Raw genomic sequence first — 20,273 nt, 5'->3', positions numbered from 1 at the left:
ATGCCATGTAACGCTGTTCATACACATTTATCAAGCATTCAATCGCCATAGTATTTAGGCTATCAGGACGATTAAATGTGTTGATTGGCACTCTCAAGCGGAGAGTGCTAATATAGGCACATACCAATAGCAGAAGCGCCATGGACGCCAGATGAAGATGGTGCCGCGCTCTGCAAAGTGCAAGACCGAATACGCAAAAACGAACAGACTAGCGGCTACGTCGCGTGACGTGGCCAACTGGAACAAAGCAAGACTACGAGGGAGAAAACATGACTATGATGTCCGCAACGTCCGCATTGGTTCCGACCAAAAGTAATGCGCTGGGCCTCGGGTTTACTGGCAATCTGGGCAATATTGACGCCTATATTTCGGCCGTGAACCGCCTGCCCATGTTGACCCACGACGAAGAAATTTCCCTGGCGACACGCCTGCGCGAAAAAAATGACCTGGCCGCCGCACAAGAACTGGTGCTGTCGCACCTGCGCCTGGTGGTCTCGATTGCCCGCGGCTACCTGGGCTATGGCTTGCCGCATGCCGACCTGATTCAGGAAGGCAATATCGGCTTGATGAAAGCCGTGAAACGCTTCGATCCCGATCAGGGCGTGCGCCTCGTGTCGTACGCCATGCACTGGGTGAAAGCCGAGATGCACGAGTACATCCTGAAAAACTGGCGCCTGGTCAAGGTCGCAACGACGAAGGCGCAGCGCAAGCTGTTCTTCAACCTGCGCAGCCACAAGACGGGCCTCGACGCGATGACGCCGAAACAGATCGATGCACTGGCCAAGCTGCTCGACGTGAAACGCGAAGAAGTGATCGAGATGGAAACGCGTTTGAGCGGCCGCGACATTGCGCTGGAATCGCCAACCGACGATGAAGACGACAAGTTTTCGCCGATCGCCTACCTGTCGTCGGAGCAAAGCGAGCCGACCAAGGTGCTGGAAGCGGAACAAGTGACGCGTCTGCAATCGGAAGGCCTGGAAACGGCCCTGTCCAAGCTGGACGCCCGTTCGCGCCGCATCATCGAAGCGCGCTGGCTGGCCAACGACGACGGTTCCGGCGCCACCCTGCACGCGCTGGCAGAAGAGTTCGGCGTATCGGCCGAGCGCATCCGCCAGATCGAAGTGGCGGCACTGAAAAAAATGAAGGGCGCACTGGCCGCCTGGGTGTAAGCACAAGCAATGCCGCAATGCAAAAGGCGCCGCAAGGCGCCTTTTAGTTTTACAAATGATGTTTATCAACAGATAAACATGTCAGCGCATTACGCTGCGGCCAAGCCCTTGACCAGGACTTCGGCGACCAGTTCATTCAGGTCCGCGCCGCGTTCCTTGGCCAGGGTCTGCAATTGCAACACCAGATCGCTGTTCAGCTTGACGGCGAACGGCACCAGGCCCAGTGCCTGGTCGCGCTTGCGCTGCTCGCGGCGGTCGACGACCACCGCTTCCTTACCGAATGCACCGGCGCCGGGAACATTCATCTTTCCCATCAGTTTCTTGGCATCGCTTTTCGCCAGGGCAGTTTTTTTCATGGTTGTTTCCTGATTTTCAAAACAGCCATTTTACGCAGTAATCGGTGCGCCGCGTGGCCGGCGTACCAATTCATCCGCAGTGCGCCAACGGCGCGCCGGAAAAATATTATTTTGCTATTATCATTTTCATCTCTTGCGCGCACGCCGCGCCGGGATGCGCCACCTGAAAGGAAAAACATGCTTAACCTGACCCGCACTTATCATACCGTGCTGCTTCCCCTGTTCATCGCCTGCCTGGCCGTGCTGGCTGGCTGCGGCGCGGCCGGCAGCGCCGGCGACGCGGAAAATACGCCGCGCAGCGTCACCCACGTGCTTTCGCCGGGCGAACAGGTCGCCATCACGGCCACCGATACCCTGAAACTGGAGCGCGTCAACGACAGCCGCTGCCGCAAGGGCGCCGTGTGCGTGTGGAAAGGCTACGTCAGCTACAGCTTCAGTTTGCTCAACAGCGCAGGCAGCACCGACATCGTCTTGTCCGATTCCATGCCCGACGCCGCCAGTTCCGTCACCGTCCAGCACCTGACGTTCACCCTGCTTGACGTCGATCCGGCCACGCCGCCTGCACTGAATGCGGCCGCGCCCACCTACCGCGTGAAGGTGAAAATCACGCAGGGCGCACTGCCCCGCTAAACGCTAGCCATCGTGGCGCTGGCGGCTGTCACTGGGCGCCTGTTGCCGGTCAAGCATGCCGTAATCGCGCACCACGCCGGCGATGCGCAGCCGGTAATCGTCAAACACACTCTGCCGGCCGGCCGATTGCGCCGCGCGGTGCGCGTCCAGCTGCCGCCATTGCGCCAGCGCCGCCTCGTCGCGGAAAAACGAGAGCGACAACAATTTACCCGGCTCACTCAGGCTGCTGAAGCGTTCGATGGAAATGAAACCGTCGACCTCATCGAGCAAGGGCCGCAGCGCGGCGGCCAGGTCAAGATACTGCTGGCGCCCTTCGGCGCCGGGCCAGACTTCAAAAATCACGGCGATCATGTCACTTCTCCCGGGCGAAAGACCGGGATGCGCGCGTTCAGCGATGGCAGATAAGACCACGCCAGCGGCAAGCATTCCAGCGCAGCGCTCCACGCCTGCAGGCAAGCTGCGGCGATGGCGTGTGCGATGGACTGGCCCGGGCAGACATGGTGACCATGGCCAAAGCCAGGCTCCGCAAGCCCGCCAGCATCATGGATGGCGCTGGCCAGCACGACGACGATCATTTGCCCGGCCGGCACGCGCACGCCGTGCAATTCCACCGCGTCCGCCGTGTAGCGACGCGTGTTATGGATGGACGGATCATGCCGGCTGACTTCGCGCAGCATGGCCGGCCATCGCTGTGGCGCGGACCGCAGTTGCGTGGACAAATCTGCTTGCGCGCGCAAGGCCACGATGGCATTGCCCAGCAAGCCGGCCGTGGCGTCGCAGGTCTGCGACAGCAAGCCCACCAGATTGGCCACCACGCCGCCCGATGCCTGCCAGCCTGCCTGTCGTGCCCCGGTCACGACGTCGTGCAACAGACTGCCAGGCAGCGCATCCGCCTCAAGCAGCAAGGCCGCGAAGCGCTGTCGCAGCGACTCGGCCGCGCCTTGCGCGCCGGCCAGTTGCGCGCCATTGCTCAGCGGCGACAAGCAGGCGACAAAGTCGCGCGTCCAGGCGGCCAGCGCCGGCCATTGTGCAGGCGCAAACCCCAGCAAGTCCGCCACGGCAAACAGGGGCAGTTCGAACAGCGCATCATTCAGCCGGGCGGCACTGCCGGGCGGCTGCTCTTGCGCCAGATGCACGGTGCGCGCATGCAGGCGCGCCAGGTCCACCTGGCCCAGTGCGCGCGCCAGCACCTGTTTCGGCACGGCATGCCGCTCGCCCTCGCTCATACGCACCAGTTCGGCAAAAATCGCGCCGCACGGCGTGCCCGCCAGCTTGTGTGGCACGAGCTGGCCGGGCGGGCGCACATGGCAGGCGGGATGCGCCAGCACGGCCCGCACGCCGGCCGCTCCCGTCGCCAGCCAGCAGTCGAGTGACGCCTCGAAACGCAGGGCCGGGCCATCGGCCAGGCGGCGATAGTAGTCATACGGCGCCGCGTGGGTGACGGCGGCAAAAGGGTCGGCGGGGTCGATAACACAGTTGGTGAGCGGCATGTGCATTCCATTGCGGTGAGGTGGGGACACGAGTATGCTGCCCCTTCCACCACAACACTTCGCCCACGAACGAATCATGGATGACAGCCCCCTTCCCTACTCGGCCGATGTACGCCTGGCGCAGCTGGCAGGCGCCATCGCCGAACCGGCGCGCGCGCGCATGCTGTGCAGCCTGCTCGATGGCCGTGCGCGCACGGCCACGGAATTGGCAGCGCTGGCCGAGGCCGGCGCCTCGACGGCCAGCGCCCATCTGGCGCGCCTGCGCGACGATGGCTTGCTGTCGATGGTAGCGCAGGGCAAGCACCGCTATTACCGCCTGGCCAATGCAGAGGTGGCACGGGCGCTGGAAGCGCTGCTGGTGGTGGCCGGCGCGCCGGCAACGCCCTTTACGCCCACTACGCCGGACCGCTTGCGCCATGCGCGCACCTGCTACGACCACATGGCCGGCACCGTCGCCGTCACCGTGCACGACCAGTTGCACGCGCAAGGCTGGCTGCTGGACGATGGCGGAGAATATCGATTGTCGGAAGCGGGTGCGGCCGGCATGGCGGCCCTGGGCATCGACGTGGCGCAACTGCAGCGGCAGCGCCGCCGCTTCGCCTGCGCCTGCCTGGACTGGAGCGAACGGCGCGCCCACCTGGGCGGCGCGCTGGGGGCCGCCCTCCTGCAGCTGGCTCTGCGCCAGCGCTGGGCCGAGCGCGAACTCGACAGCCGAGCCCTGCGCATCGCACCGGACGGCGAGCGGCGCCTGCTGGCCGCATTTACCTGCCCAGAGCCATGTGGCAGGTCAATCCGAGCGGAAAAATCGCTACCATCTGCCGCTGGCCGCTGCCGATAGCGGCATCCGGCCTGACCATGCGCGTGACCATCGTCGCCTGCATCGCCACAGGTGTCATGCTGCGCCATTGAATGGCGCTCCCTGCCCCGCTTTTGGGCAGACGCCAAGGCGAGGAAGTATTCATCTGCCCGGATAGCGTCCAAGCACAGGCAAGTTTGCTAGAATCGCACACGTTTCCGTCCGTATCCCAACCCATGACTACGCACAGATCACGCATGCATCCACGCTGGTTCGCCCCCTTTTTCCTCCTTGCACTGCTGAGCGGCTGCACGGTACTCGCCCTGCGCCCCAACAGCGGCGTCGAAAATCGCACGTTTACCGTGCAGGAAACACCGCGCCTGCGCATCGACGCGCCCAAGGCACGCATCCAGAATCCCATGCCCAACGACCATTTCATCGGTATCGCCCTATCCGGCGGGGGCAGCCGCGCGGCCAATTTCTCGGCCGCCTCGCTGGAGCAGCTGGAGCAGTTCGGCCTCGTCAGCGGCGCCTCGGCCATCTCCGGCGTCTCGGGCGGCGCCATCGCGGGCGGCTACTATGCGCTGCATGGCAAGCAAACGGACTGGCCCTTGCTACGCAGCAAGCTGAAAACGGATTTCTTCGGCCAGACCATTTTGAAACCCGCCAACCTGACGACGATGTTGTTGACGAACAAGACGCGCACCTCGTTCCTGTCGGACGTCTTGGACGATGTGCTGTATGACAAGAAAACCTACCAGGACTTGCCGCACGACGGCCCCATCTTCCTGGCCAACGCAACGGACGCCACCGATGGTGGCAAGCGCGTGGTATTTTCCTACGAATATTTCTACGGCACCCTGCATTCGCCGATCCAGGATATCCGCCTGGCCACGGCTGTCGCCACCTCGGCCGCCTTTCCCGGCGTATTTGATTCCGTCACCTTCGAGCGTTTCCGTCCGAAGAACAGTTTCGTGCCGGAACTCGGTTCCGAATCGCGCGAATCGCCGTCGTATGTACACCTGTTCGATGGCGGCGCAGCCGACAACCTGGGCGTGGAAACCCTGTGGGACGTGGCCCTGACGCAACTATATGGCAACGACATGGCCGTCGTGCCGCCGCGCCTGAACAGCAAGCCCTTCATCCTCATTTCCATCGATGCCAACGCGCCCAATTCCAGCGCCGTGTTTGAAAAGATGTCGGACGAACGCCAGCCGCTGGACCGCATCTTCAACAAGAATATCTACGATGCCGTGGACGCCCTGTTTTCGCGCCAGCGCAAGGAAAACCTCGTCAAGATGGGCTTCGGGCAAGCCCGCTTCGATACCGTCACGCATGAAAACTTTGGCGACCTGAGCCAGAAATTCGTCAAGGGCAAACGCACTTCGGCCTTTGCCATTCCCGTGCTGTGCCGGCCCCACCTGGGCCAGTACCGCTGCGAAGTCGATGCGGCCGATCCCTTGCCGGGCCAGATCCGCACGCGGCTGGAAGGCTTTGCCTGGCATATTTCCATCGACCAGATCGCCTCGCTGGCGCTGCGCCTGTCCAGCGGCGATGCGCAAGTCGATGGTGCGCGCAAGGAAGAACGCGCCGCCCTCGTCAAGCTGCAGCGCCTGGCCACGCAAACGAAAACTCATCTGAAGCTGACGGGCCCGGAAAATTGCAGCCCGGAAGTCTTGCAAGCGGCCCTGTACAGCGCCGCGCGCGTGCTGATCCTCGACGACGAGGAATCGCGCTTCGCCCTGTGCGACTACATGCTGGCGGGCCAGTTGATCAATGACGACACCGTCTGCAAGCAGCGCTATGTGCACGCCGTGCCCCGCTTCGCCATCGAAAGCGAAGATTTGCAGTACCGCAATCTGAGTTCGGATGGCAATTCGGTGAATGTGCCGATACGTTGCAAGAAGTGAGCGCGCACAAAAAAGCCCGCACGATTAATCGTGCGGGCTTTAGCGCAAGGATTCCAAGCGCCCGCTTGATTTAAATCAAGCGACTACGCCTGCGCATGTAGCTGCGGCTTAATGCACCTTCCAGTTCCTGCTCCGTTTTATGCTGGTTCACCGTGTACAAGGCCCACAGGGCCGCCGGCACCCAGCCGATCACAGTGCACTGCAAAATCAAGGCTGCGGCACCGGCCAGCGGGCGCCCCAGCATGAAAAACGTGAGACACGGAAGTAGCAAGGCTATCAGCAATCGCATCACGACATACTCTCCAAATGTAAAGCAGCGGACAAGGGCCGGTATCCGGTCCGCCCCCCGCCTGCTGCGTACTGCTCCTTACAACTACAATTTATAGATGCACGGCAATTTGGGGCATCAGGTCGTCAAAGGTGCGACCGTTGCCGTTTTCTCCGATGGCGTGCATCTTCCATTCGCCGTTATGGCGGTACAGCTTGGCCATGACCTGTGCCGTGTGGGAACCTTGCACAGACAGGTTGAAACGCGCGACTTCCTGGTTATTGCTGGCATTCACGATGCGGCAATAGGCGTTTTCCACCTGCGAGAAGTTCTGGCCAGTAAAGCTGTTGACGGTGAAGACCAGGCTTTTCACGTGCGCCGGCACTTTCGACAGATCGACATTGATCTGTTCGTCGTCGCCATCGCCTGCACCCGTACGGTTGTCGCCCGTGTGAACGATGCTGCCGTCCTTGCTTTTCAGCTGGCGGAACCAGACGATGTCTGAGGTACCCTTGTTTTCATCGAACATGACGCACGAGGCGTCCAGGTCGATGGCTTCGGTCTTCGAACCGAAGCCCAGGAAACCCTTGGTCTTGACGGCATCCCAGCCCAGGCCCATGGTGATATGGGTCAGGGTGGCACCAGCTTCTTTGTCCAGAGAAATCTTCTGGCCTTTACTCAAATTGACAGACATACGCATTGCTCCTGTTTGGTTAATTGCATCAAGTAATCATTACGCCGGCTTGCTTTGCGTCCAGGCGAGGAAGGCCGCGCGGTTGCGCGAGCACACAAGGATTTTTCCCGTGCCTGAAAACTTCAATACCATGCCCTCGCCGCTGGTCTGGCTATTGATCAGGTTCCCCAGAAAGCCGCCGCTGCTACCGGTCGTGATGGAAATGTCGTATTGCAGGCGGTTGTCCCAGCACACGACGTGCGAGTTATCGATCACCACGTCCTTGCCCGGCGTCACTTCGAGTATCGACATCGCGCCAAAACCGGACACCGCCAACTGGCCGCTGCCTGCCGTCTCGGTAATGAAAAAACCACCGCTCTGGGCAAACAGCGCATTGCCAAGGCTTTGCGTGCGCACCTTCAATTCCACGCCAGAACTGGCCGCCACGAAGGCGCCGTCGCTGATCATGTATTGCTGGGCGCCCACCTCGAGCACCCGCATCGCGCCAGGCAACGTGGGTGACAGCAGGCAGTCGCCGTCGCCCCGCATGGCCTCGATATGCTGCTGAAAGAACGATTCCCCGTTGGCAAAGGTGCGCATCAGCGCAGCGCCTATGCCGCCCGTCATCTTGCCCTTCAGTTCAAGATTGGTTTCCATCATCACCATCGCGTTCGATTCGCAATAAATCTTCTCGCCCTTGGCCAGCGACACATGCAGGAAGGGATCGACGTCCCCGGTAATATTGAAAACTGGCATATCTGTTCCTTCCTCAACGCAGTGATGATGGGAGCGGTCCAGACAGCGGACCGCCCTGATTGCTTACAACTTAAACACCGACGCCAAAGGAGGCGGCGAGTGGGCCCAGGCCGCCCTTGTAGCCCTGACCGATAGCCTTGAATTTCCAATCGGCGCCATTGCGGTAGATTTCACCGAAGACCATGGCCGTTTCCGCCGAACCGTCTTCCGACAGGTCGAAGCGGGCGATTTCCGTGTTGCCATTGGCATTCACGCAACGCACGTAGGCCTTCGATACCATACCAAAGTTTTGCTTGCGCGCCTCGGCATCATGTATCGTGACGCAGACGGCGATCTTGTCGATCTCGGCTGGCACCATGGCCAGGTCGACGACAACGGTCTCATCGTCGCCATCGCCAGCGCCCGTGGTGTTGTCGCCCGAGTGGGTAATCGAGCCGTCGCTCGATTTCAGGTTGTTGTAGAAAATCATGTCGAGGTCGGCGCGCACCTTGCCGTCGGCCTTCAGCAGGAACACGGAACCGTCGATGTCGAACGCGGCGCCATCGGTGGCGCGGGCATCCCAGCCCAGGCCGATGATCATTTTCGAAATGCCAGGGGCTTCCTTGCTCAGGTTGACGTTGCCGCCTTTTTGCAGACTGATTGCCATGATGTATTTCTCCTATGTGAAATAAAAAATTACTTGTCCACCTGGCGCCCGCCACCGGCCCGACTCCCCGGACCGGCGGCAGCGCTTGCTGCATCACGCTGGCAAACGGGTGTGGCGTTTGCCGCGCATTCTTTACACTGCTGTTGCCTTGACTGCTAGCGGCGCTTGCGTCTTGCCGTCCTCGATGGCCATCCTGCGTTTGTGGCGGATAGACGACCACAGCGAGGCGAGAATGAAAGCCACGCCAATCAGACCCGTGAAGATCTCAGGAATGTGGAACTTCATGCTGACCAACATGATCACGGCCAGGATACCGATCGCATAGTGCGCGCCGTGCTCCAGATAAACGAACTCGTCCAGCGTACCCTTGCGCACCAGGAACACCGTCATCGAACGCACGAACATCGCGCCGATAGCCAGGCCCAGCATGATGATCACGACATCCTTGGTGATGGCAAACGCGCCGATCACGCCGTCAAAGCTGAACGAGGCATCCAGCACTTCCAGGTACAGAAAGCCGCCAATACCGCCGCGCTTGACGATGTCGCCCATGTTGCCGTCGCCGTTATCGCCTTCCAGCAAGCCACTGATCACATCGACGCCCACGTAAGTCAAGATGCCCCATAGGCCGGCCGTCAAGACCACCAGCTTCTGGCCTTCTTCGATCATCGACAGACTGGCCATCAGGGTGCCCAGCGCAATCATCACGGAAATCGACGATATCTTGCCCAGCGCACCCAGTTTTTCTTCAATACGCCCCAGCCAATGCGTTTCTTTTTCCGCGTCGAGCAAGAAGTTCAGGAACACCAGCAGCAGGAAAATGCCGCCGAATGCCGCCACTTCCGCGTGGTGATTCGTCAGGTGCATCGAATACTGCTCCGGATTGCTCAGGGCCAGATTCCATACTTCCAGCAAGCCCAGGTCCGCCGCTTGCGCCACGATGACCAGCGGGAACAGCAAGCGCATGCCGAAGACGGCGATGATGATGCCCACGCCGAGGAACAGGTTCTGCCAGAACTTGTCCCAGTTCTTCAGCACCGAGGCATTCACCACCGCGTTGTCGAACGACAGCGATACTTCCATCACGCCCAGGATCACCGCGATACCGAGCGCTGCCAGCATCGTTTGCACGCCACCGTGCGTGTAACCCCACCAGGCGGAAATGCCCAGGCAGATAAATGTCACTAAAAATGACACTCTGAAATGTTTCATCGATAGTTCCCCTTTATCCACATTCAATGGAAGGTAGTATAGGGACGTATGACACATTTAAAAATGGAAGATAATAGAAGCATTACTTCGTAAAAACAGAAGATAGAGGGTGCAGCGATGAAAACCACGGGGTTTAATTACCGTCATTTGTACTTCTTTTGGGTGGTCGCCAAGGAAGGCGGCGTGACGCGCGCGGCCGAACGTCTGGGACTGGCCGTGCAAACCATCAGCACCCAGCTGGCCCTGCTGGAAAAGGAACTGGGCAAGTCCTTGCTGCAGCCGCAGGGACGGCGTTTGGTGCCGACGGAAGCGGGCCGGCTGGCGCTCGGCTATGCGGACCAGATTTTCCTGCTGGGCGAGCAGATGCAAGATGCGCTGGCCGATACCGACGCGGAAAAGATGCGCCTGACGGTGGGCATTTCCGATTCCCTGCCGAAACTGATGGCTTACCGCATGCTCGACGCCACGCGCAGCCTGGACCAGCCCGTCAAACTGGTGTGCCTGGAAGACGAATTCGAATCCCTGCTGGCCGACCTGGCCCTGCACAAGCTGGACCTGGTGTTGACGGACCGCGCCGTGCCGGCCGGCGCCAGCCTGCGCGTGTCCAGCCACCTGTGGGGGGAAAGCGCCATGAAGCTGTTCGCCATCCCCGCGCTGGCCGCGCAATACCGCGACAATTTCCCGCACAGCCTGCACGGCGCGCCATTTTTACTGCCTACGCGCAACAACGCCCTGCGCGGGCGCATCGACGAATGGATGGTGCAGCAGGGCGTGCGCCCCGACGTGGTCGGCGAATTCGAAGACAACGCCATGCTCAACGCCTTTGGCCGCAAGGGCCTGGGCCTGTTCTTCGCCTCGGCCAGCCTGGCGGCCGATATCGAGGAGCAATTCGGTGCCGTGCTGGTGGGCGACGCTTCTTCGCTGCGCGAACAGTTTTACGTCATCTCGAACGAACGCAAGATCATGCACCCGGCACTCGACGTGATCCTGGCCGCCATCCAGACCCTGCCGAAGATTCATAAGGAAACATGATAAATCCATTCGAAAATAACGTTTGAATAATCAATCAAAAGCGATTGTAATGAAGCCTGAGACAAACACGCGCCTGTCCCTCGCCGGAAGGGTGCGATCACCATAAAAAACAGGAGCGGCAGCATGTCCACGGCAGACAAGACGATCGATATACCCGATCTCATCAATAACAACAAGATCGGCTCCTTCCAGATCGGCATGCTGATCCTGTGCGGGCTGTGCGTCATCATGGATGGCTTCGACGTGCAAGCCATGGGCTATGTGGCGCCCGCCATCATTGCCGACTGGAATGTCAGCAAGGCCAACCTGGGCCCCGTGTTCGGCGCGGGCCTCTTGGGCATGCTGGTCGGTTCCCTGGTATTCAGCATCACGGCCGACAAGTTCGGCCGCCGTCCCGTGCTGATCGGCTCGACCATCTTCTTTTCGCTGTGCATGCTGGTCACGCCGCTGGCGACCAGCATCGAGCAATTGCAACTGATCCGTTTCATCACGGGCCTGGGCCTGGGCGCCGTGATGCCGAACGCCATGGCGCTGGCCGGCGAATACAGCCCGCTGCGCAAGAAAGTCACCCTGATGATGCTGGTCTCCTGCGGCTTTACCCTGGGCGCCGTGCTGGGCGGGCTGTTATCCGCCGCGCTGATTCCCGCCTTCGGCTGGCAATCCGTGTTTTACGTGGGTGGCGTGGTGCCGCTGGTGATCGGCGTGCTGATGTTCTTCCTGCTGCCGGAATCGATGCAATTCCTGGTGCTCAAGCAACGCAAGCTCGACAAGGTGGCCCAATGGCTCAAGCGCATCGATCCGACGGTAAGCATCACGGCCGAGACGCAATACCTCGTGCATGAAAAGGCACACAAGGGCGCGCCCGTGCTGCAATTGTTTACGGGTGGCCGCGCCAAGATGACGATACTGCTGTGGGTCATCAACTTCATGAACTTGCTCAATTTGTATTTCCTGTCGAACTGGCTGCCGACCATCGCCAAGGATGCGGGCCTGTCCACGGCCAATGCCGTGCTGGCCGGGACGGCCCTGCAAGTGGGCGGCACCATCGGCACCCTCGTCATGGGCCAGCTGATCGACCGCTCCAGCTTCCGCCGCATCCTGCTGCCATGCTTTTTGGTGGCCGCCGTGGCGATCGCCCTGATCGGCCGTCCCGATGTGTCGCTGGCTTTCCTGTTCATCACCATCTTCATCGCCGGCTTTTGCGTGGTCGGCGGTCAGCCTGCCGTGAATGCCCTGGCAGCCAGCTATTACCCGACCACCCTGCGCTCGACAGGCATAGGCTGGAGCCTGGGCGTCGGGCGCATCGGTTCCATCATCGGCCCCGTGCTCGGTGGCGAACTGATCCGCCTGAACTGGCCCAACAGCACGATTTTCCTCGTCGTCGCCATCCCCGCCATCGTCTCGGCCGTCATGGTCTTTGCCATGCGCGGCGGGCCGCAAACGGCCGCCCAAGAGTAAGGCCACCGGCCGCGCGCCCGCCGCTACCAGGCGGCGTGCGCGGCTAAATTAGGCTATGGTGGCCTTCGTCGTTTAAGATGACGTTTTTACAGCCCATCTTCCGCGCCCCCATGCACAATGTCTTGCTAGTCCTGCTCGCCCTCTTCCTGGTCGCGCTGAACGGTTTTTTTGTTGCCGCCGAATTTGGCATCGTCACCTTGCGGCGCACGCGCATCCGCGCCATCGCCAAGACACAGGGACTACGGGGCCGCATCCTGGCCAAGGTGCATGGCCAGCTGGACGCCTACCTGTCCGCCTGCCAGCTGGGCATCACCCTGGCGTCGCTGGGCCTGGGCTGGGTCGGCGAGCCGGCGTTTGCCGGCTTGCTTGAGCCGCTGTTCGGCGCCATCGGGGTCACCTCGCAAGAGCTGATCCACGGCGTCTCGTTCGTCGTCGCCTTCAGCGTGATTTCCTTCCTGCATATCGTCGTGGGCGAACTGGCACCCAAATCGATGGCCATCCGCAACCCGGAAGCCGTCGGCCTGTGGAGCGCGATTCCCCTGTATGGCTTTTACTGGGCCATGTATCCGGCCATTTACCTGCTCAACGCCAGCGCCAACTGGGTGCTGCGCCTGGCAGGCCTGTCCGGCAAGGGTGGCCACGATGCCCATTACTCGTCCGAAGAACTGAAATTGATCCTGCGCACCAGCCAGCCCGGCGAAAAATTTACGCGTGACGAACGCAACATCCTGGCGCAGTCGCTGGATTTTGAACAGATGACGGTGTCGGACCTGATGCGCCCGATCAATGAAGTGATCGCCCTGCACGCCTCGAGCACCCTGGAAGAAAATCTCGACACGGTGCTGCGCAACCGCTTCAGCCGCTACCCGTATTTCGACATGAATGAAGACGATGTGCTGGGCGTGGTGCATTTGAAAGACCTGTTCTTTGCCCAGCAGGCGGGCAAGCCGATCACCTCGCTCACGCCGTTTTTGCGTCCCGTGGACATCATTTCGGCGCGCACGCCCGCGCTGGAACTGTTCCGCCGCTTCCGCGACGGCGCGCCCCACTTCGCCCTGATCGGCGAAAAGGGCAAGCGTCCGCTGGGCTTCATCACCCTCGATAACTTGCTCGGCGCCATGGTCGGCGAAATCCGCGATGAGTTCCGCCGCAATGAAAATGACTGGCTCAAGCAAAGCGACGGCACCCTGATCGGCAAGGCCAGCCTGCCCATCTTCTCGCTCGAACGCATCCTCGGCATCGATATCGAAAACGAGGAACTGGGGCTGGACGACGTGGAATCGGTGGGCGGCTTGATCATGGTCAAGCTGGGGGACATTCCGAAGCAGGGCCAGCGCATCGCCTTTGTCGACTTCGACATCGTCGTCAAGAAGATGAACGGGCCCCGCATCGTGCTCATCAAGGTGATCCCCAAGCAGGAGCGGGACCTCGATGCAGACCTGAGGGATTAATCTTTTTTACGCGTCAGCGTATCTTTGCCCTGCGGCACGGTGGCCTCGCTCCCCGTCCACGTTTGCAGCAAGCTGTACAGCACCGCCAGCAGGGTCGGGCCGATGAAAATGCCGACGAAGCCAAAGGCCAGCACGCCGCCCAGCACGCCCAGCAATACCAGCAAAAACGGCAGGCTGCTGCCGCGGCTGATGAGCATGGGCTTGACCACGTTATCCACGCCGCTGATCAGCAGCGCGCCCCACACCAGCATGAAAATGCCCCAGCCCGTCTGCCCTTCCGTAAACAGCCAGATGGCGGCGCCGCCCCAGATCAGCGGCGGCCCCACGGGGATCAGCGAAAAGATGAAGGTGGCCACACCCAGGAGCGCCACGGCCGGCACGCCGGCGATCAAAAAGCCCACCACGGCCACCAGGGCCTGCGCCAGCGCCGTGCCCAGCAAGCCGTACATGACGCCGCGCACGGTGCGGCTGATGGTCAGGCCCACGCCGGGCGCGCTGTCGCCGATGATGCGCGCGGCGCCCGTCATCAAGGCACGGCGCAGTTGCTGGCCATCGCGGTAGAGGAAGAAGCTGACAAACACGGCCAGGCTGGTCTGCGCCAGGCCCGTGCCCAGCAAGATGCCGCCGGAAGCGAGGAAATGGCGCGCCGGTTCCAGCATGGTCTTACCCAAATTCAATAATTCCTCGCGGTCTTCCAGCAAGCGCCGCACATAGCGATCGATGGTTTCGCCGACGACGGGAATGCTGGCCAGCCAGGCCGGCGGATGCAGGCTGCCCGACTCCAGCGCGGCGCGGATCTGCTCGTACACGCGCGAGACATTGTCAGCCAGGTTATAGGTGACGAGAGCCAGCGGTAGCACGATGACCAGCACCAGCGACAGGGTCATGATGGCGGCCGCCCAGTTGCGCCGGCCTTTCAGGCGTTCCAGCAGGAGCAGATACAAAGGCCAGCTGGAAATGCCCACGCAGGCGGCAAACAGCATGGCTGCCAGGAAGGGCCGCAAGACGAAAAAGCAGCCTATCAGCAAGAAGATGATGGCTGCCAGGCGGGCGTAAGGCTCGAAACGTTTATCCATGTACTGCGTATCCTGAAGATGGCGCCTAGCGGCGCGACCGGGTCAGGATAGCAGAAGTTTAAGATCGTGCGCGATGGCGGCAGGCTTTTCGCCGTGGCGCACGAACAGGCGGATCTTGCCTTCGCGGTCGAAGACATAGGTGCCGGCCGTGTGGTCGACCGTGTAGCTGCTGTCCGTTTCGCCCTCGACCTTGGCGTAATACACCTTGAATTCCTTCGCCACTTTGGCCGTCGCGGCCGCATCGCCATACAGGCCTACAAAGCGCTTGTCGAAGGCAGGCACGTATTGCGCCAGCAAGGCTTGCGTATCGCGCTCTGGGTCGACCGTGACGAACAGCACTTGCACCTGGTCCGCCTGCGGGCCCATTTCCTGCATCACCTGGGCCATGTCGGCCATGGTCGTGGGGCAGACGTCCGGACATTGCGTGTAGCCGAAGAACATCAGCACCAGCTTGCCCTTGTAGTCGGCCAGGGTGCGCGGGTGGCCCGTGTGGTCCGTCAGCGCGAACTCGCGCGCGTAGCCCAGGCCCGTCACGTCGGTATTCTTGAAGGCCAGCTTGGGCGCGGCCGGCTTGCCGCAACCGGAGAGGACGGCGACCAGGGCGGCCGCCAACAACAGGGTCAGGTATTTTTTCATGTTCCGAGGGGAATGTAGTGGTCGACCAGCAAGGCTGCGAACAGCAGTGCCAAATAAATGATGGAATACGTGAAGGCTTTGCGCGCGATCAAATCCGTGTAGTGGCGGTACATCTTCCAGGCGTAATACAGGAAACCGGCATTCAGCAGCACGGCCGAGGCCAGGTAGATCAAGCCGCTCATGCGCACGGCAAAGGGCAGCAAGGTGGTGGCGGCCAGCGCGATCGAATACAGCCAGACGTGAAATTGCGTGAATTTCAAGCCGTGCGTGACGGGCAGCATGGGCAGGCCCGAGCGCGCGTAATCGTCGCGGCGGTACATGGCCAGCGCCCAGAAGTGCGGCGGCGTCCAGACGAAAATGATCAAGACCAGCAGCCAGGCCTGCATCGGCACGTCGTTCGCCACGGCGGCCCAGCCCAGCGCGGGCGGCATGGCGCCGGACAGGCCGCCGATGACGATGTTTTGCGGCGTGGCCGGTTTCAGCACCATGGTGTAGATCAGGGCGTAGCCGACAAAGGTGACAAAGGTCAGCCACATGGTCAGCGGATTGACGAGGTGATACAGAATCGCCATGCCCAGGCCGCCGATCACCAGTGCGAACACCACCGTCTGCTTCACCGTGATGTCGCCCATGGCCATGGGGCGGCGCGCCGTGCGGGCCATGCGCGCGTCGATTTCGCGCTCGGCCAGGCAATTGACGGCAAACGCGGCGCCGGCCAGCAGCCAGATGCCGAGGGTGCCGAACACCACCGCGTGCCAGTCGGGCAACTCCTCGCTGGCCAGGAACATGCCGATGACGGCGCAAAACACGGCCAGTTGCGTCACGCGGGGCTTGGTCAGCGCCCAGTACTGGGCGATGCGGGGGGAAGGTTTACGGCTGATGGTCTGAGTAGTCATTTATGCGGTACGGGAAGGACTGGCTGGTGCCGTGGGCACTGTCGCGGAGGCGCAAGCGCGCTTAACAGTGCGCGCAACATCGAGTTGGAATTTAGCCTTGTAGTTTAACATGGTCAGCAACAACACGAGCAGCGCCGCGCCGCCGTTATGCAGGACAGCAATCGACAATGGCCAGCTCAGGTAAATCGTCGCCAGGCCCGTCACCACCTGCAAGGACAGCACCAGCGCAAGCAAGCGCGCCGTGCCGCGCAGGGACGGCAGCTTCCACGCGCGCAACACCGTATAGCCGACACCGGCCAGCACGACGAAGGCGAAGTTGCGGTGCACCCAATGGATGGCCGTCAGCGCCGAAAATGGCAAGTAATGGCCGGCGGCCGTCTTGCCCAGTTCGCGCCACAGATGGAAACCATGCTCAAAATCCATCTCCGGAATGACTTTCCCGCCACACAGAGGAAAATCCGTGCAGGCCAGGGTGGCGTAGTTGGTGCTCACCCAGCCGCCCAGCGCGATCTGCACGGTGAGCAGCACGAGCGACATGACGGCCAGCGCCCGCACGGGACGCAGCACGGCTGCATCCGCATCGGCGCGCAGCAAGGGTTTGACGGCACGATCCTGGCGCCCGCCCAGCCACGTCAGCATGGCCAGCAAGCCCATGCCCAGCAACAAGTGAATGGTGACAATCACCGGTTGCAGCTTCAGGGTCACCGTCCAGGCGCCGAACGCCCCCTGCAGGCAGACGAACAAAAACAGCGCCGTCGGCAGCGCGGGGGCGAATTCTTCGCGGCGGCTTTTCTTCCACTGGCGCCACGCTTGCACCATCATCGCCACGATCAGCACGCCAATGGCCATGGCCAGGTAGCGGTGCGTCATTTCGATCCACGCCTTGACTACCGTCACGGGGCCCGTCGGCATCAGGGTTTGCGCCGCCACGATGTGTTCGTGCGCGAGGAAAGGATTGGCCGAGCCATAACAGCCTGGCCAATCTGGGCAGCCGAGGCCGGAATCGGACAGGCGCGTGAAGCCGCCAAACATGATCAGGTCGACCGTCAGAAAGACGGCGATCCACACCAGCTTGCGGTATTTATTCGCGTCCGCGGATACCCAGACCATGGTCAAAGGCAGCAGCGCCACCAGCAGGCCCGTCAAGCCCAGCTGGGCCAGCGCGGAGAGATGCATCGTCGGCATGCAGACTCCTTAACCGATCGCCGAAGCTTTGAGCAGCTTGGCGATGTCTTTCTTAATCTTGTTCGGGTCCGCGTCTTTCGGGAAGCGCATCATCAAATTGCCCAGCGGGTCGATCAAATACAAATGGTCGCTGGTCTTGCCACCCGCCTCCACGGGCAGCCAGGCGTTCAGGGCATCGCCATTCACGCGCAGCATGCTGGTGCCGTCGAATTCGCGCATCACCAGCGTGTCGAGCGGCTGAGCATCCGTCACCAGCCAGACCCGTTCCAGGCGTTCGCGTTCCTTGCCCTGCATGAGACGCAGTTGTTGCATGTCAAACAATTGCTTCTTGCACGCTTCCTGGCAATCGGACGGCCCCGTTTGCAGCAGCACCCACTTGCCCTTGAATTGCGCCAGCGGCGCCGCCTTGCCATCGAGTTCAGTCACTTGCAATTGCGCCTCGGGTATCGGGTGCAAGCGGGGATCGATCAGGGCGCCATAGTTGTTGCGGCCCGTGGGCTTGATGATGTAATACGTGAAATACGAGGCGATGATGGGGAAGGCGCACACGGCCACCACGGCCAGCAGTTTCCAGCGCCCCGTGTTTTGCACCTGCTTGTTGCTGTTGTCTTGCGTTGCTTCAGGGTTGTTTGTTTGCACGTCGAAATCCTGTAAAGACAAAAAATAGAAAAGCCATCAGTGCCAGTGCGTACCACTGGAAAGCATAGCCGCGGTGCTTGTCGGCGCCAAGGTCGGGCGCCGGCCAGTCGCGCACGGGAAGCTGGCCGGCAGCTGGCGCCGTTGCCAAATCCACCGGTTCAACTGTTTGCTCGACGATAAAAGGCTGCAAGGCCAGGCCGCTGGCCTGCGCCAGCTGGCCGATATCGGCATTTTGAACGATGGCGTGCGGCGCCAGGGCCGGCGCCGTGCCCAGCTCCATCACATGACCCGCGTTCAGGCGCGCGATGCCGATGATGGTCACCGTGCCCGTGGGCGTGCCGTAGTCGGGAATGCGCGTGCGCTCGGCATTGTTGCGCGGCAACCAACCCTGCGCCACCAGCACGTGCATCCGGGAACCGTCGATCTGGAAGGGCGTGAGCACGTGGAAGCCAGCTTGGCCCTTGTAGGGGCGGTTGTCCAGGTAGACCGTCCAGGCGGGCAGGAAATGGCCCGTGACTGTGACGCGGCGGTATTCGATCGCTTGCGCATCGGCCGGCAGCAAGGGCGCGGCGCTCAAGGCCAAAGGCGCGGCGTGGTTGCCCGCCGCGAGCCGGGCGGCACGGGCGACTTTCTCGTCGCCACGGCGCTGCTGCCATTGCGCCAAAGAGAGTCCCAGCGCTACCAGTAGCAGCATTACAACAAATGGAATCCATCTAAAATGGAAGCGGATACGCATTACAATGAAACCTCCTCAAGCCTGGCGCTACCATCCATGAAAATCCTCGTTGCCATTGCCTTCATCCTGATCCTGGGCAGCCTGGGCTCGGCCCTGTTCTTCCTCATGCGCGACAAGGGCAAGAGCAACCGCACCGTGCAGGCGCTGGCCCTGCGCGTGGGCTTGTCGATCACCCTGTTCCTGCTGATCCTGCTGGCGCACAAGCTCGGCTACATCCAGCCGACGGGAATTCATTAAGGCCCGACATTGCCGGATTGGCAAATTCTTCACGCTAAGAAAAAAGCCGTACCCAGGATGTCCCGGTACGGCTTTTTTTATGGCACAGGCGCACGCGTCAACGGCGCGCGCCCTGCCCCGCCATTATAACCAATACACGACCACGTACAGGCCCAGCCAGACGACGTCGACAAAGTGCCAGTACCAGGCTGCGCCTTCGAAACCGAAGTGGTGCTCGGGCGTGAAGTGGCCTTTCAGCACGCGGTACAGGATGACGGAGAGCATGATGGCGCCCAGGGTCACGTGAAAACCGTGGAAGCCCGTCAGCATGAAGAAGGTGGCGCCGTAGATGCCGGACGTCAATTTCAAGTTCAATTCGCTGTAGGCGTGCATGTATTCGTAGACCTGGAAGCCCATGAAGATCGCGCCCAGCACGATGGTGGCGAACAGGAACAGGGACGTCATGGCGCGGTGGCCGGCGCGCAGCGCGTGGTGCGAAATGGTCAGGGTGACGCCCGATGTCAGCAGCAAGGCTGTATTGATCGTCGGAATCCAGAACGGCGTCATGGTGGTAAATTCCTGCACCGTGCCGGCCGGGCCCGTATTACCCCAGTGGGCGGCGAAATCTGGCCAGATCACCTTGTGGTCGAGGTCCGCCAGCCACGGCATGGAAATGCTGCGCGCATAAAACAGGGCGCCGAAGAAGGCGGCGAAGAACATGACTTCCGAAAAGATGAACCAGCTCATGCTCCAGCGGAAGGAGTGGTCGATGCGTTCGCTATACAAGCCCTGCTCCGACTCGCTGATGGCATCGCCGAACCAGAAATACAGCACCAGCAGGATGCCGGCAATGCCCAGGTAATTCACGTACGGGCCCCAGGAGACGTCGTTGACCCAGGCCGAGGCGCCTATCATGGTCAGCAGCAGGCTGGCGCCGCCCAGCATGGGCCAGCGCGACGGGCCGGGCACGAAATAATAAGGTACGGCGGCGTGGTTGGAACTCATCATCATCTCCTCAAAAACTTATAGGGTGGTTTTTTAT

23 protein-coding genes are annotated in these 20,273 nt (G+C 61.4%); 8 read left to right on the top strand and 15 right to left on the bottom strand.

Going from position 1 to position 20,273, the window contains the following annotated elements:
• Window positions 1-275: 275 nt before the first annotated feature.
• Window positions 276-1,169: an RNA polymerase sigma factor RpoH gene (gene rpoH, locus K0F85_RS13760; protein ID WP_035824784.1), complete on the top strand. Its 894-nt coding sequence runs from the start codon at window positions 276-278 to the stop codon at window positions 1,167-1,169.
• An 89-nt stretch (window positions 1,170-1,258) separates the two neighbouring features.
• On the opposite strand, the gene K0F85_RS13755 is transcribed toward rpoH, so the two are convergent.
• Window positions 1,259-1,525 (bottom strand): hypothetical protein, encoded by a 267-nt coding sequence (locus tag K0F85_RS13755; protein ID WP_219116564.1) that lies wholly within the window; start codon window positions 1,523-1,525, stop codon window positions 1,259-1,261.
• A 177-nt stretch (window positions 1,526-1,702) separates the two neighbouring features.
• Between K0F85_RS13755 and K0F85_RS13750 the strand changes: the two genes are divergently transcribed.
• Window positions 1,703-2,155 carry a hypothetical protein gene (locus K0F85_RS13750; protein WP_219116563.1) on the top strand — a complete coding sequence of 151 codons (453 nt, stop codon included), beginning with the start codon at window positions 1,703-1,705 and terminating at the stop codon, window positions 2,153-2,155.
• A 3-nt stretch (window positions 2,156-2,158) separates the two neighbouring features.
• Here K0F85_RS13750 and K0F85_RS13745 read toward each other — a convergent pair whose 3' ends face one another.
• Together K0F85_RS13745 and K0F85_RS13740 are read right to left on the bottom strand one after the other, a co-directional pair.
• A complete protein-coding gene (locus K0F85_RS13745) occupies window positions 2,159-2,506 on the bottom strand; it encodes an antibiotic biosynthesis monooxygenase (RefSeq protein WP_219116562.1) in 348 nt (115 codons plus the stop codon).
• Window positions 2,503-3,645 (bottom strand): cytochrome P450, encoded by a 1,143-nt coding sequence (locus K0F85_RS13740; protein WP_219116561.1) that lies wholly within the window; start codon window positions 3,643-3,645, stop codon window positions 2,503-2,505. Before K0F85_RS13740 ends, K0F85_RS13745 begins: the two co-directional genes overlap by 4 nt.
• A 76-nt stretch (window positions 3,646-3,721) precedes the next feature.
• On the opposite strand from K0F85_RS13740, the gene K0F85_RS13735 reads away from it, so the two are divergent.
• Entirely contained in the window at window positions 3,722-4,483 is a 762-nt protein-coding gene (locus K0F85_RS13735) for a helix-turn-helix transcriptional regulator (protein WP_219116560.1), read from the top strand.
• A 215-nt stretch (window positions 4,484-4,698) separates the two neighbouring features.
• On the top strand, window positions 4,699-6,351 hold the full coding sequence (locus K0F85_RS13730) for a patatin-like phospholipase family protein (protein ID WP_219116559.1): 1,653 nt from the start codon (window positions 4,699-4,701) through the stop codon (window positions 6,349-6,351).
• 70 nt (window positions 6,352-6,421) lie between these two features.
• Here K0F85_RS13730 and K0F85_RS13725 read toward each other — a convergent pair whose 3' ends face one another.
• The 5 genes from K0F85_RS13725 to K0F85_RS13705 form a co-directional block, all read right to left on the bottom strand.
• Entirely contained in the window at window positions 6,422-6,640 is a 219-nt protein-coding gene (locus K0F85_RS13725) for a hypothetical protein (RefSeq protein ID WP_010394888.1), read from the bottom strand.
• Window positions 6,641-6,731: 91 nt separating this feature from the next.
• Window positions 6,732-7,313, bottom strand: coding sequence for a TerD family protein (locus tag K0F85_RS13720; RefSeq protein ID WP_219116558.1), 582 nt, complete (start codon window positions 7,311-7,313; stop codon window positions 6,732-6,734).
• Window positions 7,314-7,352: 39 nt separating this feature from the next.
• Window positions 7,353-8,048, bottom strand: coding sequence for a TIGR00266 family protein (locus tag K0F85_RS13715; RefSeq protein ID WP_219116557.1), 696 nt, complete (start codon window positions 8,046-8,048; stop codon window positions 7,353-7,355).
• A gap of 70 nt (window positions 8,049-8,118) precedes the next feature.
• Entirely contained in the window at window positions 8,119-8,694 is a 576-nt protein-coding gene (locus K0F85_RS13710; protein ID WP_219116556.1) for a TerD family protein, read from the bottom strand.
• A 132-nt stretch (window positions 8,695-8,826) separates the two neighbouring features.
• Complete coding sequence (locus K0F85_RS13705; RefSeq protein WP_219116555.1) at window positions 8,827-9,906, bottom strand: DUF475 domain-containing protein; 1,080 nt, start codon at window positions 9,904-9,906, stop codon at window positions 8,827-8,829.
• Between the two features lie 117 nt (window positions 9,907-10,023).
• Here K0F85_RS13705 and nhaR point away from each other — a divergent pair, with 117 nt between their 5' ends.
• The 3 genes from nhaR (at window position 10,024) to K0F85_RS13690 (ending at window position 13,847) form a co-directional block, all read left to right on the top strand.
• Window positions 10,024-10,938 carry a transcriptional activator NhaR gene (gene nhaR / locus K0F85_RS13700; protein WP_219116554.1) on the top strand — a complete coding sequence of 305 codons (915 nt, stop codon included), beginning with the start codon at window positions 10,024-10,026 and terminating at the stop codon, window positions 10,936-10,938.
• Window positions 10,939-11,061: 123 nt separating this feature from the next.
• Window positions 11,062-12,396: an MFS transporter gene (locus K0F85_RS13695; protein ID WP_219116553.1), complete on the top strand. Its 1,335-nt coding sequence runs from the start codon at window positions 11,062-11,064 to the stop codon at window positions 12,394-12,396.
• 110 nt (window positions 12,397-12,506) lie between these two features.
• Window positions 12,507-13,847 carry a hemolysin family protein gene (locus K0F85_RS13690; RefSeq protein WP_219116626.1) on the top strand — a complete coding sequence of 447 codons (1,341 nt, stop codon included), beginning with the start codon at window positions 12,507-12,509 and terminating at the stop codon, window positions 13,845-13,847.
• On the opposite strand, the gene K0F85_RS13685 is transcribed toward K0F85_RS13690, so the two are convergent.
• From K0F85_RS13685 to K0F85_RS13660, 6 genes are read right to left on the bottom strand one after another with little or no spacing between them, the layout of a single operon-like run.
• Window positions 13,844-14,923, bottom strand: coding sequence for an AI-2E family transporter (locus tag K0F85_RS13685; RefSeq protein WP_219116552.1), 1,080 nt, complete (start codon window positions 14,921-14,923; stop codon window positions 13,844-13,846). The genes K0F85_RS13690 and K0F85_RS13685 overlap by 4 nt on opposite strands.
• 42 nt (window positions 14,924-14,965) lie before the next feature.
• Window positions 14,966-15,559, bottom strand: a complete 594-nt coding sequence (locus K0F85_RS13680) for an SCO family protein (protein WP_219116551.1) — start codon at window positions 15,557-15,559, stop codon at window positions 14,966-14,968.
• A complete protein-coding gene (cyoE, locus tag K0F85_RS13675) occupies window positions 15,556-16,455 on the bottom strand; it encodes a heme o synthase (RefSeq protein ID WP_219116550.1) in 900 nt (299 codons plus the stop codon). The genes K0F85_RS13680 and cyoE overlap by 4 nt, the downstream gene beginning before the upstream one ends.
• A complete protein-coding gene (locus tag K0F85_RS13670) occupies window positions 16,456-17,631 on the bottom strand; it encodes a heme A synthase (protein ID WP_219116625.1) in 1,176 nt (391 codons plus the stop codon).
• Between the two features lie 18 nt (window positions 17,632-17,649).
• Window positions 17,650-18,279 (bottom strand): cytochrome C oxidase subunit I, encoded by a 630-nt coding sequence (locus K0F85_RS13665; protein WP_219116549.1) that lies wholly within the window; start codon window positions 18,277-18,279, stop codon window positions 17,650-17,652.
• Window positions 18,260-19,015 (bottom strand): SURF1 family protein, encoded by a 756-nt coding sequence (locus tag K0F85_RS13660; RefSeq protein WP_219116548.1) that lies wholly within the window; start codon window positions 19,013-19,015, stop codon window positions 18,260-18,262. Before K0F85_RS13660 ends, K0F85_RS13665 begins: the two co-directional genes overlap by 20 nt.
• 36 nt (window positions 19,016-19,051) lie before the next feature.
• Between K0F85_RS13660 and K0F85_RS13655 the strand changes: the two genes are divergently transcribed.
• Window positions 19,052-19,252, top strand: a complete 201-nt coding sequence (locus K0F85_RS13655) for a twin transmembrane helix small protein (protein ID WP_034748996.1) — start codon at window positions 19,052-19,054, stop codon at window positions 19,250-19,252.
• A 123-nt stretch (window positions 19,253-19,375) separates the two neighbouring features.
• On the opposite strand, the gene K0F85_RS13650 is transcribed toward K0F85_RS13655, so the two are convergent.
• The gene (locus tag K0F85_RS13650; protein WP_219116547.1) at window positions 19,376-20,236 is read right to left on the bottom strand and encodes a cytochrome c oxidase subunit 3; all 861 of its coding nucleotides are present in this window, start codon (window positions 20,234-20,236) and stop codon (window positions 19,376-19,378) included.
• Window positions 20,237-20,273: the final 37 nt, after the last annotated feature.

The sequence above is a fragment of the Janthinobacterium sp. UMAB-56 genome, assembly GCF_900095265.1.
Classification (GTDB): Bacteria; Pseudomonadota; Gammaproteobacteria; order Burkholderiales; family Burkholderiaceae_D; genus Janthinobacterium.
This window is presented reverse-complemented; position numbering and strand designations above follow the sequence as displayed.

Coding starts and splice junctions, on each gene's coding strand:
- cyoE (WP_219116550.1), bottom strand. CDS start 16,455: ATGACTACTCAGACCATCAGCCGTAAACCTTCCCCCCGCATCGCCCAG.
- K0F85_RS13720 (WP_219116558.1), bottom strand. CDS start 7,313: ATGTCTGTCAATTTGAGTAAAGGCCAGAAGATTTCTCTGGACAAAGAA.
- nhaR (WP_219116554.1), top strand. CDS start 10,024: ATGAAAACCACGGGGTTTAATTACCGTCATTTGTACTTCTTTTGGGTG.
- K0F85_RS13710 (WP_219116556.1), bottom strand. CDS start 8,694: ATGGCAATCAGTCTGCAAAAAGGCGGCAACGTCAACCTGAGCAAGGAA.
- K0F85_RS13735 (WP_219116560.1), top strand. CDS start 3,722: ATGGATGACAGCCCCCTTCCCTACTCGGCCGATGTACGCCTGGCGCAG.
- K0F85_RS13730 (WP_219116559.1), top strand. CDS start 4,699: ATGCATCCACGCTGGTTCGCCCCCTTTTTCCTCCTTGCACTGCTGAGC.
- K0F85_RS13670 (WP_219116625.1), bottom strand. CDS start 17,631: ATGCATCTCTCCGCGCTGGCCCAGCTGGGCTTGACGGGCCTGCTGGTG.
- rpoH (WP_035824784.1), top strand. CDS start 276: ATGATGTCCGCAACGTCCGCATTGGTTCCGACCAAAAGTAATGCGCTG.
- K0F85_RS13650 (WP_219116547.1), bottom strand. CDS start 20,236: ATGAGTTCCAACCACGCCGCCGTACCTTATTATTTCGTGCCCGGCCCG.
- K0F85_RS13655 (WP_034748996.1), top strand. CDS start 19,052: ATGAAAATCCTCGTTGCCATTGCCTTCATCCTGATCCTGGGCAGCCTG.
- K0F85_RS13685 (WP_219116552.1), bottom strand. CDS start 14,923: ATGGATAAACGTTTCGAGCCTTACGCCCGCCTGGCAGCCATCATCTTC.
- K0F85_RS13740 (WP_219116561.1), bottom strand. CDS start 3,645: ATGCCGCTCACCAACTGTGTTATCGACCCCGCCGACCCTTTTGCCGCC.
- K0F85_RS13725 (WP_010394888.1), bottom strand. CDS start 6,640: ATGCGATTGCTGATAGCCTTGCTACTTCCGTGTCTCACGTTTTTCATG.
- K0F85_RS13690 (WP_219116626.1), top strand. CDS start 12,507: ATGCACAATGTCTTGCTAGTCCTGCTCGCCCTCTTCCTGGTCGCGCTG.
- K0F85_RS13680 (WP_219116551.1), bottom strand. CDS start 15,559: ATGAAAAAATACCTGACCCTGTTGTTGGCGGCCGCCCTGGTCGCCGTC.
- K0F85_RS13715 (WP_219116557.1), bottom strand. CDS start 8,048: ATGCCAGTTTTCAATATTACCGGGGACGTCGATCCCTTCCTGCATGTG.
- K0F85_RS13660 (WP_219116548.1), bottom strand. CDS start 19,015: ATGCGTATCCGCTTCCATTTTAGATGGATTCCATTTGTTGTAATGCTG.
- K0F85_RS13695 (WP_219116553.1), top strand. CDS start 11,062: ATGTCCACGGCAGACAAGACGATCGATATACCCGATCTCATCAATAAC.
- K0F85_RS13755 (WP_219116564.1), bottom strand. CDS start 1,525: ATGAAAAAAACTGCCCTGGCGAAAAGCGATGCCAAGAAACTGATGGGA.
- K0F85_RS13705 (WP_219116555.1), bottom strand. CDS start 9,906: ATGAAACATTTCAGAGTGTCATTTTTAGTGACATTTATCTGCCTGGGC.
- K0F85_RS13745 (WP_219116562.1), bottom strand. CDS start 2,506: ATGATCGCCGTGATTTTTGAAGTCTGGCCCGGCGCCGAAGGGCGCCAG.
- K0F85_RS13750 (WP_219116563.1), top strand. CDS start 1,703: ATGCTTAACCTGACCCGCACTTATCATACCGTGCTGCTTCCCCTGTTC.